This is a genomic window from Mesorhizobium huakuii, from assembly GCF_014189455.1.
Classification (GTDB): Bacteria; Pseudomonadota; Alphaproteobacteria; order Rhizobiales; family Rhizobiaceae; genus Mesorhizobium; species Mesorhizobium huakuii_A.
The window spans coordinates 3,354,620-3,367,442 of record NZ_CP050296.1; the positions used below are offsets into that span (position 1 = coordinate 3,354,620).

The window sequence follows — 12,823 nt, forward strand, 5'->3', positions numbered from 1 at the left end:
TCTGATGGATTCTATCATTTCCGGCCGCTGCTCTCGCGCGGGAAAGGCTAGATATTTTCCGGCAGGTAGATGTCGAAGGGCAGGAAGGTCTGGCCAGGCGCGTTGGCCGCGCCGGCTTCGATGGCATGCACCATCCGGTCGACCAGTTCGCGGCAGAGCGCGGCCAGCGGCGTGGAGATCACCATGGTGAGGATGTTGTCGGCGAGTGCGGCGCGCGACTCGGCGTTGATCTCGTTGCAGACGACCACCGGCATATTCACGGGCTTTGCCGCCCGCAGCGCCGAGACCGCGCCTTCCATGCCGCCGCCCGCGACGTAGCAGCCGGCAAGATCCGGATAGCGCGCCAGAAGATCGATCATCGCATCATGGGTCACCTGGTTTGCCTCCAGATTGACCAGCGTTTCCAGCACGCTGAAGTCGGGTGCATGCTCGCGAAAGAAAGAGCGGAAGCCGATCTCGCGCAACTCGTGGCCGTGAAAGCGATGGCTGCCGACGAAGAGGGCGACTTTGCCGGGCTGCCGGGCCGCCCTGGCGATCATCCAGGCCGCGGTACGGCCGACTTTGCGGTTATCGAGGCCGACATAGCCCTCGCGGATGCCGGCGGCAAAATCGGACAGCAGCGAGAAGACCGGTTGCCCTCTCGCCTTCAACGCTTCGACCGCCGCCGTCAGGGTCGGATGATCCGGACCGACAACGGCAATGGCCCTCGATTTTGCTGCCAGCCTGCGCATCTGGGCGGCGATCTCGTCTGGGACAAGGGAGCTGGCGAAGTCGATGGTTGCGGCGCCACGAAACCGCTGCGATTGCGAGACCGCCAGTTCGAGCTCCGCTGCGAAATCGCCGTAGAAGACATCGTTGCCTCGCAAAAGCAGGAAGCCGAGCCGGTACTCCGGCAGTTCATGGCGCATCCGCTGCTTGATCAGGCCGGCCGCGTGATAGCCGATCTCGGTCGCGGTCACGTAGACGCGCCGCGCGGTGTCCTCGCGCACGGGCAGGCGATTGTTGAGCACGCGGTCCACCGTCGCAACGCTGACGCCGGAGATGCGCGCCAGATCGGATATGGTCGGCCGTTTCGCCATGATCGCCCTCGTTCGATTGCTGAACACAGGATACATCGTTCTGATAGGAAATGATAGAAACTATCTTTATGATGTTGAGTCTATCATAAGCAAGCAGTACTTTCAGGCTGGGTAACCGGCATTCGCCTGGGCGAATGCCCCGCCGAGGAGGCAATCATGACCGCTGCGCCGTCCCGGCGTGACTACAGCCTGATCGGCCGCGACGCCAAGCTCGCCGTGGAAAACGGCCTGTCGGCGGCCGAGTGGTATCACACCGATATTCCCCGCAAGCAGATGAAGGAGCTGATGCAGCGCTCCGACGGGCCGGCGATCCGCGACACCGCGATCTGGCTCGCCGCCCTCCTCGCCAGCGGCGCCGGCGGCGCCTGGTTCTGGGGCAGCTGGTGGTGCGTGCCGTTCTTCTTCGTCTATGGCGTCCTCTACGGCTCATCTACAGATTCGCGCTGGCACGAATGCGGCCATGGCACGGCGTTCCGGACGCAGTGGATGAATGATGCGGTCTATCAGATCGCCTGCTTCATGATCATGCGCAATCCGGTGACCTGGCGCTGGAGCCACACGCGCCATCACACCGACACCATCATCGTCGGCCGCGACCCGGAAATCTCGGTCATGCGGCCGCCGGATCTGGTGCGCGCGCTGCTTGGCTTTGTCGGCATCCTCGATGCCTGGCACGCGATGTCGGACATGCTGCGCAACGCCGCCGGCAACATCAGCGCGGCCGAAAAGACCTTCATTCCCGAGCAGGAGCAGGGCAAGGCGATCCGCATCGCCCGCATCTGGACCGCGATCTATGCCGCAACCATCGCGCTTGCGCTGTATTCCGGCTCGTTGCTGCCCTTGATGCTGGTCGGCCTGCCCAGGCTCTACGGCGCCTGGCATCACGTCATGGTCGGCCTGCTGCAGCATGGTGGTCTGGCCGACAATGTCATCGACCACCGGCTGAACAGCCGCACCGTCTACATGAACCCGGTCAGCCGCTTCATCTACTGGAACATGAATTACCACGTCGAGCACCACATGTTCCCGATGGTGCCCTACCATGCGCTGCCGAAGCTGCACGCGCTGATCAAGCACGATCTGCCGGCGCCGACCCCATCGATCCTGGCCGGCTACCGAGAGATGATCCCGGTCTTCCTGCGCCAGCTGCGCAACGAGGACTATTTCCTCAGGCGCGAACTGCCGCCGACCGCCAGGCCGTATCGCGAAGAATTCCACAGCGATGCCGTCGCCGCCGCAGCGGAATGATCGCGGCGAATCCATTTTAGGCTCTTTATTTTAACGCAATTCCGGACGGAAAACCGCTGCGCACTTTTCCTGAAATTGCTTTGGGAGGACCGAATGAGCGACTGGGTCGAGGCCTGTGCTGCCGACGACATCGATGAAGAGGATGTGATGCGCTTCGATCATGGCGGGCGCACCTTCGCGATCTATCGCAGCCCCGACGACGAATATTTCGCCACGGACGGGCTTTGCACGCATGAGAAGGTGCATCTCGCCGACGGGCTGGTGATGGACGACATCATCGAATGCCCCAAGCACAATGGCCGCTTCAACTACAAGACGGGCGCGGCCCGGGGCGCGCCGGTCTGCGTCAACCTGAAAACCTATCCGGTCAAGGTCGACGCCGGCAAAGTCCTCGTTCAGATCGGGTGATGGATATGGCGCGTGGAATGGTCATCATTGGGGCCGGCGAGTGCGGCGGGCGGGCAGCGCTCACGCTGCGCGATCTTGGCTATGACGGGCCGGTGACCCTGATCGGCGACGAGCCGCATCTGCCCTACGAACGGCCGCCTCTGTCCAAGGAGGCGATGGCCAGCGACGCGCCGGAAATCAAGGCGATCACCAGCGACGCGGTCCTGGTGGAGAAATCGATCCGGCATATCCATTCCGTCCAGGCCGTTGCGATCGATCGTGCGGCGCATACGGTGCGCCTGTCGGACGGTTCGATGCTGCCCTACGACAAGCTCCTGCTGGCGACCGGCTCGACCCCGCGCAAACTGCCGATGCCTGGCCTTGGCGCGCGCTGCGTCTATCTCAGGACTTTCGCTGATGCGCTGGCCATTCGCGCCCATCTCAGCGCCGGCAACCGCATTGCCGTCATCGGCGGCGGCTTCATTGGCCTCGAACTCGCAGCCTCTGCCCGCAAGCTCGGCGCCGCGGTCACCGTCATCGAAGCACAGCCGCGCATCCTGATGCGCGGTGTCCCGGCAGAGATCGCCGAGATCATCCATGAGGCGCATGTCGCCGAAGGCGTCGACATCCTGTGCGGCGACGGCATCGCGTCCATCGCTGACGATGGCAACGAGGTACGCGTGACGCTTGCCGGCGGGCGCGAAATCACAGCCGATCTAGCCATCATCGGCATCGGCGCCGTGCCGGTGACCGGGCTCGCGGCCGAAGCCGGCCTGGCTATCGACAACGGCATTGCGGTCGATGCCGAGCTGCGCAGCAGCGATCCCGACATCTTTGCCGCCGGCGACTGTTGCTCATTCCCGCTTGCCGTCTATGGCGGCCGCCGTGTGCGGCTGGAGGCCTGGCGCAATGCCCAGGAACAGGGCGCGCTCGCGGCTAAAAACATGCTTGGTGCCGGCGAGGCGCATGCGGCGGTGCCGTGGTTCTGGTCGGATCAGTATGGCTTGTCGCTGCAGATCGCGGGCCTTTCGGACGAAGGCAAAAGCACGGTGCGCCGAGATCTCGGCGACGGCGCCTTCATCCTCTTCCATCTGGCCGGGGATGGCAGGCTGGTCGCAGCGAGCGGCATAGGTCCCGGCAATGCGGTCGCCCGCGACATCCGGCTGGCCGAAATGCTGATCGGCAAGCAGGCCAGGCCGGCGGCAGAAGCGCTGGGATCGCAGGCCGTCAAGCTGAAGTCGTTGCTGGCGGCCTGAGGCGCCCTAGAACAGCGCCTTCAGCTCCGGCAGCTTGTCGTTGACCAGCCAGCCGTAATAATTCTCTTCCGGCAATTTTTCCGGCTCGCCGGCGGCGCGGCGCTTGTCGTTTTCCGCCTTCAGCGCATAGGCGCGCTGCTCCGGATTGCCGACATTGTAGAGCGTGGCGGTCAGCCCCGGATTGCCCGAAATGTCGAAACCGGCAATGCTCTTATAGGCATCGATCGATTTCCTGATCGTTGCCGCGACATAAGGCAAGGTCAGATCCGGATCCATGATGGTCTTGTAAACCGAATTGGGGTCGCCGACGTCGAGCTTCGGCAGGCCCGACACCTTGTGCACGAGATCGCTCATCTGCAGTGCCGTCAAAGGGTTGAGCTGGCCGAGCCCAAAAGTCTGGCCGGCATAGTAGGGTTGGAAGAAGGTGGCGCCGAAACGGTCGTCGGGAAAGTCCTCGCCGCCAACATTCTTGCCGCGAAATGAATGGTTCCACACCTGCTCGCGGCATTCCCACAGATCATAGCTGTCGGACATAGCGCATTTCTTGAACTCCGGCCGCTGCACGAAATCGGTGATGTCCTCGCCATCATAGGCGAAGGACAGCTTGCTGGAGAGGTAGGAGATCGCCTTTACGTAATAGGTCTGCAGCCGGTCATAGGCGTCGACATTGTAGGTGTGCTCGCCGACAATGGCGCCGACGATATGCATCGGATCGATGCCATAGGCGGAAGCGGCCTTCTTGATCTTGCCGCGCAGATCGGGGTCGTTCTGCAGCAAGGCATAGACCTTGCGGTATTTTGCCTGGAAGGTGGTGTTGGTCGCCTGCGTGCGCCGGCTCGAGGCGCCGGGAATATCGGGCTGCTCGGCATTGCGGTTTCCCGCCGGCACCAATGTCGCCGCCTCAGCCGCGAACAGCGTCGCCGCCAGCGTCAAGCCGAGAAGGACTGGGATCAGTTTTTTTCATGCGCCGCCGCCTGCAAATCTTGCGGGCAAACTACGGTAGTGCTCTGGGTTGAGTCGAGAGCGCCCCTTCACTCGGCAAGACGAAAGGTGGCCAGATGGTACCATCTGGCCACACATGGTTCTATTCGCCGGAATATTGCCTAGGCCGGCGCCGGAATGACCCGCTACCGTCGTTTAAAGGATGAAACGCGACAAATCTGTGTTTCGCGAGAGATCGCCGACATGCTTTTCCACATAGGCGGCGTCGATGGTGACTGATGTGCCGTTGCGGTCGGGCGCATCATACGAAATCTCGTCCAGCACGCGTTCCATCACCGTCTGCAGCCGTCTGGCGCCGATATTCTCGACGCTGGCATTGAGATCGACGGCTATGCCGGCCAGCGAATCGATGGCGTCGTCGGTGAAGGTCAGGTCGACGCCCTCGGTTTTCATCAGCGCGATATACTGCTTGATGAGGCTGGCTTCCGTCTCGGTCAGGATGCGGACGAAATCGTCCTTTTCCAGCGCGCGCAACTCGACGCGGATCGGCAGGCGGCCCTGCAATTCGGGCAAAAGGTCGGACGGCTTCGAGACGTGGAACGCGCCCGAAGCGATGAACAATATGTGATCCGTCTTCAACGGCCCGTATTTGGTCGCCACCGTCGTGCCTTCGACCAGTGGCAGCAGGTCGCGCTGCACGCCTTCGCGCGAAGGCCCGCCGGAAATGTCGGATCTCGCCGCGATCTTGTCGATCTCGTCGAGGAAGACGATGCCGTCATTTTCCGTCGCGTCGAGCGCCCGGCGCACCACCTCGTCCTGGTCGAGCAGCTTGTCGGACTCGTCGCTGACCAGCAGGTCGTAGGACTCTTTCACCGTGGTCTTGCGCGACTTGGTCTTCTTGCCGCCCATCGCCTTCGACAGCATGTCGTTGATGTTGAGCACGCCGATATTGGCGCCCGGCATGCCGGGAATCTCGAAGCCGGGCATACCGCCATTGCCGGTGTCGGCCACTTCGATCTCGATTTCCTTGTCGTCGAGTTCGCCGTCGCGCAGCTTCTTGCGGAAGCTGTCGCGCGTCGCCGGGCTGGCGGTCTTGCCGACCAGCGCTTCCAGCACGCGTTCCTCGGCATTGATGTGGGCACGCGCCTTGACGTCTTCGCGCATCTTTTCGCGCACCAGGCCGATGGCGATCTCGACGAGGTCGCGGATGATCTGCTCGACATCGCGGCCGACATAGCCGACTTCGGTGAACTTGGTCGCCTCGACCTTGACGAAAGGCGCACCGGCGAGCCGCGCCAGGCGGCGTGAGATCTCGGTTTTGCCGACGCCGGTCGGGCCGATCATCAGGATGTTCTTCGGCATCACCTCTTCGCGCATCTGGCCTACCAGCTGTTGGCGGCGCCAGCGGTTGCGCAAGGCGATGGCCACGGCGCGCTTGGCGTCCTTCTGGCCGATGATGAAGCGGTCGAGTTCCGAAACGATTTCGCGGGGAGAAAATGTCGTCATAGCTAAATTCCACTTTGCCACTGCTTGATGGCCTCGAACGGATGCAGCAGCATGATCACGTTGAGTGTCAGATTGTCCCGGATGAGATAGCCGGTACCCAGTTCGAAAAGGATGGCGAGGCTAACGATCACCCATATAGGTAGCCTTCGCGCCATCACAAATCCCAGCACCATGGCCAGTGTGTCGGACACCGAATTGATGATGCTGTCGCCGTAATAGTCGAGCGAAATGGTGCCGGCGCGGTAACGCTCGATGATGAACGGGCTGTTCTCCAGCAGCTCCCAGCCGCCCTCGATCAGGACCGCGAATGCCAGCCGCAAGCCGATCGGCGAACGCGGAAACAGGAACCGTGCCAAGGCATAGAACAGGAAGCCGTGGATGATGTGCGAGAAGGTGTACCAGTCGGCAATGTGCTGGGAATTCTCCGAACTGTTCACCACGCCATGCCAGAGTTTGACGTAGCCGCAGGTGCAGATCGGTGTCCGGCCCATGCCATAGAGCGCCCCGGCCTGGAAGATGAGCAGGCCAAGGACGAGCAGAAGACCCATGCGCCAGCTGTCTTCATAGGCCGAATAGCCATCGTCCGCCCCTGGTTTACTCATCTGGTTATTCCCCCTCGTCATCATCATCGGCATCTATCGCCATCAGCACGACGTCGCCATAGACCGATTGCCTGCGGTCTATGGCCTGGAATCCGGCTTTTTCATAGGCGCGGATGGCCCTGAGATTGGCCGGATCGGGGTCGATGATGACGCGGGGCACACCTTCCTCGAACAGATCCTCGACGAACTGGCGCACAATCGCCGAGCCATGGCCGATGCCGACCAGCTCCGGCCGGCCGATCGACAAATCGATGCCGAGCGTGCCGAACGGCTGGTCGGCATAGGGATGGTCGTCTTCCAGATGCGGGTCGTAGCTCTGCAGATAGGCGATCGGCTTGCCGTCGAGTTCGACGATCAGCGGCTCGACCGAAATCGAGTCGATATGATCGCGAATCTCGGCGGTCTCCGTCTCCGGATCGTTCCACCACTCGGCGACATGCGGCTCGGCGAGCCAGCCGGCGATCATCGGCAGGTCTTTTTCTGTGACCGGCCGAAAATCATAGAGCGCCACCTTCTCAGGCGGCATCGAGCGTTTCGACAATAAAATTGTTGTTGGTGTAGACGCAGATGTCGGAGGCGATCTGCATCGCCTTGCGGGCGATCTCCTCGGCATCCTTGTCGGTGTCCATCAGCGCCCGCGCCGCGGCCAGCGCGTAATTGCCGCCCGAACCGATGGCCATGACGCCATGTTCGGGTTCGAGCACGTCGCCGGTGCCTGTCAGCGCCAGCGAGACCGATTTGTCGGCCACCAGCATCATCGCCTCCAGCCGTCGCAGGTAGCGGTCGGTGCGCCAGTCCTTGGCGAGTTCGACGCAGGCGCGCGTCAGCTGGTCGGGATATTGTTCGAGCTTGGCTTCCAGCCGTTCCAGCAGCGTGAAGGCGTCGGCGGTGGCGCCGGCGAAACCGGCGATCACATTGCCGCCCTTGCCGATGCGGCGGACCTTGCGGGCATTGCCCTTCATGATGGTCTGGCCAAGGCTGACCTGGCCGTCGCCGGCGATCACCACCTTGTTGCCCTTGCGCACCGTCACGATGGTCGTGGCGTGCATGGTCAGATTATCAGACATTTATTGGCTCCGATTCGCGCGATCCCAAAAGGCGATTGGCGCGGTACGAGTGATTTATCGGCCATATGTATGCATGGGACCCATGATTGCAAACCGCCTTTCCGGCAGGGCCGATACCTCTGTGCGAGGCAACTGGCAATCGCCGGATCATGCTGATAGAAGGCATTCGTTTTCAAGCCCGCGAGCGCTTGAAGCCTGTGAACCGGTCACCATGTGAACCGCTGGGACAAGGATAGAGTGATGGCGCCCCGTTCCGCCGAAGCCAGCCGCAAGACCAAGGAAACCGACATCTCGGTGTCGATCCATGTCGACGGCTCGGGCAAATCCGATATCGCCACGGGCGTTGGCTTCTTCGACCATATGCTGGACCAGCTTTCGCGCCATTCGCTGATCGACATGACGGTCAGGGCCAAGGGCGACCTGCACATAGACGATCACCACACGGTCGAGGACACCGGCATCGCGCTTGGCCAGGCGCTGACCAAGGCGCTGGGTGAGCGGCGCGGCATCATGCGCTATGCCTCGATCGACCTTGCCATGGACGAGACGCTGACACGCGCGGCGATCGACGTGTCTGGCCGGCCGTTCCTTGTCTGGAACGTATCCTTCTCGTCGCCCAAGATCGGCACCTTCGACACCGAACTGGTGCGGGAATTCTTCCAGGCGCTGGCGCAGAATGCCGGCATCACGCTGCATGTCACCAACCATTATGGCGCCAACAACCACCACATCGCCGAAACCTGCTTCAAGGCGGTGGCTCGCGCGCTGCGCGCCGCACTTGAGCACGACCCGCGCCAGCCGGACGCGGTTCCTTCCACCAAGGGATCGTTGAAGGGATAGCGCCATGGCCGCCTATGTCGTGATGGAACCGCCCGGCCGCAGCGAAAAGGTCGACACAACGACCTTTGTCCGCGACGGCTTCACCTGGATCGGCCTCTTGGTGCCGCCGCTATGGCTTGCTTGGCATCGGCTATGGATCGAAGCAGGACTTGCCTTCGTCGTCATGGCCCTGCTTTCGACGCTTGGCGAAACGCTCGGCCTCGGCTTGGCCAGTTCATTGCTGTCGCTGCTCGTTTCGTTCTATGTCGGCCTGGAAGGGCAGGGGTTGCGCATCGCGGCGCTTCGCCGGCGCCGCTGGCATGAATGGGGCGTGGTTCAGGCCGGCCGGCTCGACGACGCCGACATACGCTATGCCCACGAGGTCGAGGAGCAGGCGGAAGAAACCACGCCCGCGCCGCGCATCGTCCCCGATGCCGCCCTGGCCCGCCCGGCGCAGCCCGGCATCGCGCTGGGCTTGACCCACATCCCGGGAAGACCCTGACATGCGGGTAGCAATCATCGACTATGGCTCGGGCAATCTGCGCTCGGCCACCAAGGCCTTCGAGCGCGCCGCGCGCGAAGCCGGCATAGCGGCCGACATCGACCTGACGGCGGATGCCGACCGGGTGCGCACGGCCGACCGTATCGTCCTGCCCGGCGTCGGCGCCTATGCCGACTGCGCGGCAGGCTTGCGCGCCGTCGACGGCATGTGGGAAGCGGTCGAGGAGGTCGCTATTGCTAGGGGCCGGCCTTTCCTCGGCATCTGCGTCGGCATGCAGCTGATGTCCGAGCGCGGCCTGGAAAAGACCATCACCCATGGCTTTGGCTGGATATCGGGCGACGTCAAGGAGATCACGCCCACCGATCCGGCGCTGAAAATTCCGCAGATCGGCTGGAACACGATCGAGCTCAGGCGCCAGCACCCGCTGTTTGCCGGCATTCCGACCGGCGCAGCGGGGCTGCACGCCTATTTCGTCCATTCCTACCATCTCGACGCAAGGAAGCCGGACGAGATTCTGGCTGAAGCCGACTATGGCGGCCCGGTGACGGCGACAGTCGCCCGCGACAATCTCGTCGGCACGCAGTTCCATCCGGAGAAGAGCCAGGCGCTGGGCCTGGCGCTCATCACCAATTTCCTCCGTTGGAGGCCCTAGAGCATGAGCAAGAAGGGCGCCTGAATCGTGATCCTGTTTCCCGCCATCGACCTGAAGGACGGCAAATGCGTGCGCCTGAAGCACGGCGACATGGCCACCGCGACCATCTACAACGATGATCCCGCCGCGCAGGCAAAAGCCTTCGAGGACCAGGGCTTCGAATGGCTGCATGTCGTCGACCTCAACGGCGCCTTCAAGGGCCAGAGCGTCAACAGCGCGGCGGTCGGCGCCATCCTCAAGGCGACGAAGAACCCGGTGCAACTCGGTGGCGGCATCCGCACGATTGAGCAGATCGAAGACTGGCTCGACCGCGGCCTCGCCCGCGTCATCCTCGGCACGGTGGCGGTGCGTGATCCCGACCTGGTCAGGCAGGCCTGCAAGGCTTTCCCAGGCAAGGTGGCCGTCGGCATCGACGCCAAGGGCGGCAAGGTGGCGGTCGAGGGCTGGGCCGAGGCATCGAGCCTCGGCGTCATCGAACTGGCCAGGAAATTCGAGGGCGCGGGCGTCGCCGCCATCATCTACACCGACATCGATCGCGACGGCGTGCTGACCGGCATCAACTGGGACTCAACCATCGACCTCGCCGACGCCGTCTCGATCCCGGTCATCGCGTCGGGCGGCCTTGCCTCGATCGCCGACATCGTGCGCATGACCATGCCCGACGCGCAGAAGCTCGAAGGCGCCATCTCGGGCCGCGCGCTCTATGACGGCCGCATCGACCCGGCCGAGGCATTGGCGATCCTGCGGGGCCGGCCGGTGGCGGAGGCGAAATCGTGAAAATCACCCTCATCCTCGCCTCTTATGACAGCGGCCACTATCATGGCGGCATGGGCCAGGGCCCGGATGCGCTGATCGCAGGCGGTCTCGTCGATGCCCTGACCATGGCCGGCCACGATGTCGCGGTTGAGGATATCGGCAGGGTCGGTGCCGAGCAGGAGCGCGAGATCGCCACCGGCTTTGCCGTCTGCAACGCGGTCTCCGGCGAGGTCCGCATTGCCATCGACAGGGGGCGGTTCCCCATCGTGCTGGCCGGAAACTGCCTGACATCAGCCGGCGCGGTCGCCGGCGAGGGCGCCGATGCGATCATCTGGGCCGATCAGCACGGCGACCTCAACACGCCCGAGACCTCCACATACGGCTTTCTCGACGGCATGGCGCTGGCGACCGTGCTTGGCCTGTGCTGGCGCCCGATGGCAGGAGCCATTCCCGGCTTCAAGCCGATCGATCCGTCACGCTGCGTGCTCGTCAACGCCCGTGATCTCGATCCGGCCGAGGAGCAGCTCCTCAAGACCTTGCCCGTGATCCGCACCGAATGTACCGGGGTGGTGCAAGCGACGCAAAGGCTGCAGGCCGCAGGCGCCAAAAGCGTGCACATGCACCTCGATCTCGACGTGCATGACCCCAAGGATCTGCAGGCCAACCGCTATGTCACGTCTGGCGGGCCGAGCCCCGAACAGTTGCGCGACGCCGCCTGTGCCATGGCACTGGCGGTGCCGGTCGTCGGCATCACCGTTTCCGCCTACGATCCGGCTTTCGATGCCCAGGCTGACGTGCCGCCGCTGGTTGGCAAGCTGCTCAACGATCTCATCGCCACGATAGAGGGCCGCTGATGCTGAAAGCCCGCGTCATCCCGTGCCTCGACGTCAAGGACGGCCGTGTCGTCAAGGGCGTCAACTTCGTCGACCTCATCGACGCCGGCGACCCGGTCGAGGCGGCCAAGGCCTATGACGCCGCAGGTGCCGACGAGCTTTGCTTCCTCGACATAACGGCTTCATCGGACAACCGTGAAACCATCTTCGATGTCATCGCCCGCACCGCCGAACAGTGCTTCATGCCGCTGACTGTCGGCGGCGGCGTGCGCCAGGTCGCCGACATCAGGAAGCTACTTTTGGCCGGCGCCGACAAGGTGTCGATCAACACGGCTGCGGTGAAGAACCCGGATTTCGTCGCCGAAGCCGCCGACAAGTTCGGCAACCAGTGCATCGTCGTCGCCATCGACGCCAAGAAGGTCTCCGGCGCCGGCGAGGCCGACCGCTGGGAGATCTTCACCCATGGCGGGCGCGAGAAGACCGGCATAGACGCGGTCGAATTCGCCCGCAAAATGGTCGATCGCGGCGCCGGCGAGATCCTGTTGACCTCGATGGACCGCGACGGCACCAAGGCCGGCTACGACATCGCGCTGACACGTGCGATCGCCGATGCGGTGCGTGCGCCGGTCATCGCGTCGGGCGGCGTCGGCACGCTGGATCACCTGGTCGAAGGCATTCGCGACGGCCATGCCGGCGCGGTGCTGGCGGCCTCGATCTTCCATTTCGGCACCTACACCATAGCACAGGCCAAGGCGCATATGGCCGAGGCCGGGCTGCCGATGCGGCTGGACTCCTCGGGCGTTCGGCCCTAGAGCCTGTCCGGCTAAGAAAAGGGCCCTAGGCGCCATGGCTGAATTTTCGTTCTCCGACCTGGAGACAATCATCAGGGACCGCGCCCAATCCGGCGATCCGGACTCCTGGACAGCGAAACTGTTCGCCCGCGGCATCGACAAGGCGGCCCAGAAGCTCGGCGAGGAGGCGGTCGAGACCGTGATTGCCGCCGTCAAGGGCGACAAACAGGGCCTCGTTTCCGAAAGTGCCGATCTTATATATCATTGGCTCGTCGTTCTCGGGCTCTCGGGTGTTCCGTTGAGCGACGTGCTCAAGGAACTCGAAGGCCGCACCGGCCGTTCAGGCATCGCCGAGAAGGCGTCACGGCCCAAGGGCTGACCGC

The 12,823-nt window shown here is 63.4% G+C and carries 16 protein-coding genes; 10 read left to right on the top strand and 6 right to left on the bottom strand.

Annotated elements, in window-relative coordinates:
• Positions 1-47: 47 nt before the first annotated feature.
• On the bottom strand, positions 48-1,079 hold the full coding sequence (locus tag HB778_RS16695) for a LacI family DNA-binding transcriptional regulator (RefSeq protein ID WP_183464813.1): 1,032 nt from the start codon (positions 1,077-1,079) through the stop codon (positions 48-50).
• 156 nt (positions 1,080-1,235) lie between these two features.
• On the opposite strand from HB778_RS16695, the gene HB778_RS16700 reads away from it, so the two are divergent.
• The 3 genes from HB778_RS16700 (at position 1,236) to HB778_RS16710 (ending at position 3,970) form a co-directional block, all read left to right on the top strand.
• Positions 1,236-2,327 (top strand): fatty acid desaturase family protein, encoded by a 1,092-nt coding sequence (locus HB778_RS16700; RefSeq protein ID WP_183464814.1) that lies wholly within the window; start codon positions 1,236-1,238, stop codon positions 2,325-2,327.
• 93 nt (positions 2,328-2,420) lie between these two features.
• Positions 2,421-2,735 (top strand): MocE family 2Fe-2S type ferredoxin, encoded by a 315-nt coding sequence (locus HB778_RS16705; RefSeq protein ID WP_096452689.1) that lies wholly within the window; start codon positions 2,421-2,423, stop codon positions 2,733-2,735.
• Positions 2,735-3,970, top strand: coding sequence for an NAD(P)/FAD-dependent oxidoreductase (locus HB778_RS16710; protein ID WP_183464815.1), 1,236 nt, complete (start codon positions 2,735-2,737; stop codon positions 3,968-3,970). Before HB778_RS16705 ends, HB778_RS16710 begins: the two co-directional genes overlap by 1 nt.
• 6 nt (positions 3,971-3,976) lie before the next feature.
• Here HB778_RS16710 and HB778_RS16715 read toward each other — a convergent pair whose 3' ends face one another.
• The 5 genes from HB778_RS16715 to hslV all read right to left on the bottom strand — a co-directional run bounded on the left by HB778_RS16715 (position 3,977) and on the right by hslV (position 8,087).
• Positions 3,977-4,924: a DUF1402 family protein gene (locus tag HB778_RS16715; protein WP_183465118.1), complete on the bottom strand. Its 948-nt coding sequence runs from the start codon at positions 4,922-4,924 to the stop codon at positions 3,977-3,979.
• 183 nt (positions 4,925-5,107) lie between these two features.
• The gene (gene hslU / locus HB778_RS16720; RefSeq protein WP_183464816.1) at positions 5,108-6,418 is read right to left on the bottom strand and encodes an ATP-dependent protease ATPase subunit HslU; all 1,311 of its coding nucleotides are present in this window, start codon (positions 6,416-6,418) and stop codon (positions 5,108-5,110) included.
• Between the two features lie 2 nt (positions 6,419-6,420).
• Entirely contained in the window at positions 6,421-7,020 is a 600-nt protein-coding gene (locus tag HB778_RS16725; protein ID WP_095203106.1) for a DUF2585 domain-containing protein, read from the bottom strand.
• Positions 7,021-7,024: 4 nt separating this feature from the next.
• Positions 7,025-7,546, bottom strand: a complete 522-nt coding sequence (locus tag HB778_RS16730) for a GNAT family N-acetyltransferase (protein ID WP_183464817.1) — start codon at positions 7,544-7,546, stop codon at positions 7,025-7,027.
• Positions 7,536-8,087, bottom strand: coding sequence for an ATP-dependent protease subunit HslV (gene hslV / locus HB778_RS16735; RefSeq protein ID WP_183464818.1), 552 nt, complete (start codon positions 8,085-8,087; stop codon positions 7,536-7,538). The genes HB778_RS16730 and hslV overlap by 11 nt, the downstream gene beginning before the upstream one ends.
• A 240-nt stretch (positions 8,088-8,327) precedes the next feature.
• Here hslV and hisB point away from each other — a divergent pair, with 240 nt between their 5' ends.
• The 7 genes from hisB to HB778_RS16770 are packed head-to-tail and all read left to right on the top strand — an operon-like array spanning position 8,328 to position 12,819.
• A complete protein-coding gene (gene hisB, locus HB778_RS16740; RefSeq protein ID WP_172220942.1) occupies positions 8,328-8,927 on the top strand; it encodes an imidazoleglycerol-phosphate dehydratase HisB in 600 nt (199 codons plus the stop codon).
• A gap of 4 nt (positions 8,928-8,931) precedes the next feature.
• The gene (locus tag HB778_RS16745) at positions 8,932-9,408 is read left to right on the top strand and encodes a DUF2628 domain-containing protein (RefSeq protein ID WP_183464819.1); all 477 of its coding nucleotides are present in this window, start codon (positions 8,932-8,934) and stop codon (positions 9,406-9,408) included.
• 1 nt (position 9,409) lies between these two features.
• Complete coding sequence (hisH, locus tag HB778_RS16750; protein ID WP_183464820.1) at positions 9,410-10,060, top strand: imidazole glycerol phosphate synthase subunit HisH; 651 nt, start codon at positions 9,410-9,412, stop codon at positions 10,058-10,060.
• A gap of 27 nt (positions 10,061-10,087) precedes the next feature.
• Complete coding sequence (gene hisA / locus HB778_RS16755) at positions 10,088-10,837, top strand: 1-(5-phosphoribosyl)-5-[(5-phosphoribosylamino)methylideneamino]imidazole-4-carboxamide isomerase (protein ID WP_183464821.1); 750 nt, start codon at positions 10,088-10,090, stop codon at positions 10,835-10,837.
• Positions 10,834-11,670: an arginase family protein gene (locus tag HB778_RS16760; protein WP_183464822.1), complete on the top strand. Its 837-nt coding sequence runs from the start codon at positions 10,834-10,836 to the stop codon at positions 11,668-11,670. The genes hisA and HB778_RS16760 overlap by 4 nt, the downstream gene beginning before the upstream one ends.
• The gene (hisF, locus tag HB778_RS16765) at positions 11,667-12,461 is read left to right on the top strand and encodes an imidazole glycerol phosphate synthase subunit HisF (RefSeq protein ID WP_183465119.1); all 795 of its coding nucleotides are present in this window, start codon (positions 11,667-11,669) and stop codon (positions 12,459-12,461) included. The genes HB778_RS16760 and hisF overlap by 4 nt, the downstream gene beginning before the upstream one ends.
• Positions 12,462-12,495: 34 nt before the next feature.
• On the top strand, positions 12,496-12,819 hold the full coding sequence (locus tag HB778_RS16770) for a phosphoribosyl-ATP diphosphatase (protein ID WP_183464823.1): 324 nt from the start codon (positions 12,496-12,498) through the stop codon (positions 12,817-12,819).
• Positions 12,820-12,823 lie beyond the last annotated feature (4 nt).

What these genes read in the sequence shown, in the direction of transcription:
- HB778_RS16695 (WP_183464813.1), bottom strand. Translation starts at nt 1,079, where the DNA reads ATGGCGAAACGGCCGACCATATCCGATCTGGCGCGCATCTCCGGCGTC.
- HB778_RS16700 (WP_183464814.1), top strand. Translation starts at nt 1,236, where the DNA reads ATGACCGCTGCGCCGTCCCGGCGTGACTACAGCCTGATCGGCCGCGAC.
- HB778_RS16705 (WP_096452689.1), top strand. Translation starts at nt 2,421, where the DNA reads ATGAGCGACTGGGTCGAGGCCTGTGCTGCCGACGACATCGATGAAGAG.
- HB778_RS16710 (WP_183464815.1), top strand. Translation starts at nt 2,735, where the DNA reads ATGGATATGGCGCGTGGAATGGTCATCATTGGGGCCGGCGAGTGCGGC.
- hslU (WP_183464816.1), bottom strand. Translation starts at nt 6,418, where the DNA reads ATGACGACATTTTCTCCCCGCGAAATCGTTTCGGAACTCGACCGCTTC.
- HB778_RS16725 (WP_095203106.1), bottom strand. Translation starts at nt 7,020, where the DNA reads ATGAGTAAACCAGGGGCGGACGATGGCTATTCGGCCTATGAAGACAGC.
- HB778_RS16730 (WP_183464817.1), bottom strand. Translation starts at nt 7,546, where the DNA reads ATGCCGCCTGAGAAGGTGGCGCTCTATGATTTTCGGCCGGTCACAGAA.
- hslV (WP_183464818.1), bottom strand. Translation starts at nt 8,087, where the DNA reads ATGTCTGATAATCTGACCATGCACGCCACGACCATCGTGACGGTGCGC.
- hisB (WP_172220942.1), top strand. Translation starts at nt 8,328, where the DNA reads ATGGCGCCCCGTTCCGCCGAAGCCAGCCGCAAGACCAAGGAAACCGAC.
- HB778_RS16745 (WP_183464819.1), top strand. Translation starts at nt 8,932, where the DNA reads ATGGCCGCCTATGTCGTGATGGAACCGCCCGGCCGCAGCGAAAAGGTC.
- hisH (WP_183464820.1), top strand. Translation starts at nt 9,410, where the DNA reads ATGCGGGTAGCAATCATCGACTATGGCTCGGGCAATCTGCGCTCGGCC.
- HB778_RS16770 (WP_183464823.1), top strand. Translation starts at nt 12,496, where the DNA reads ATGGCTGAATTTTCGTTCTCCGACCTGGAGACAATCATCAGGGACCGC.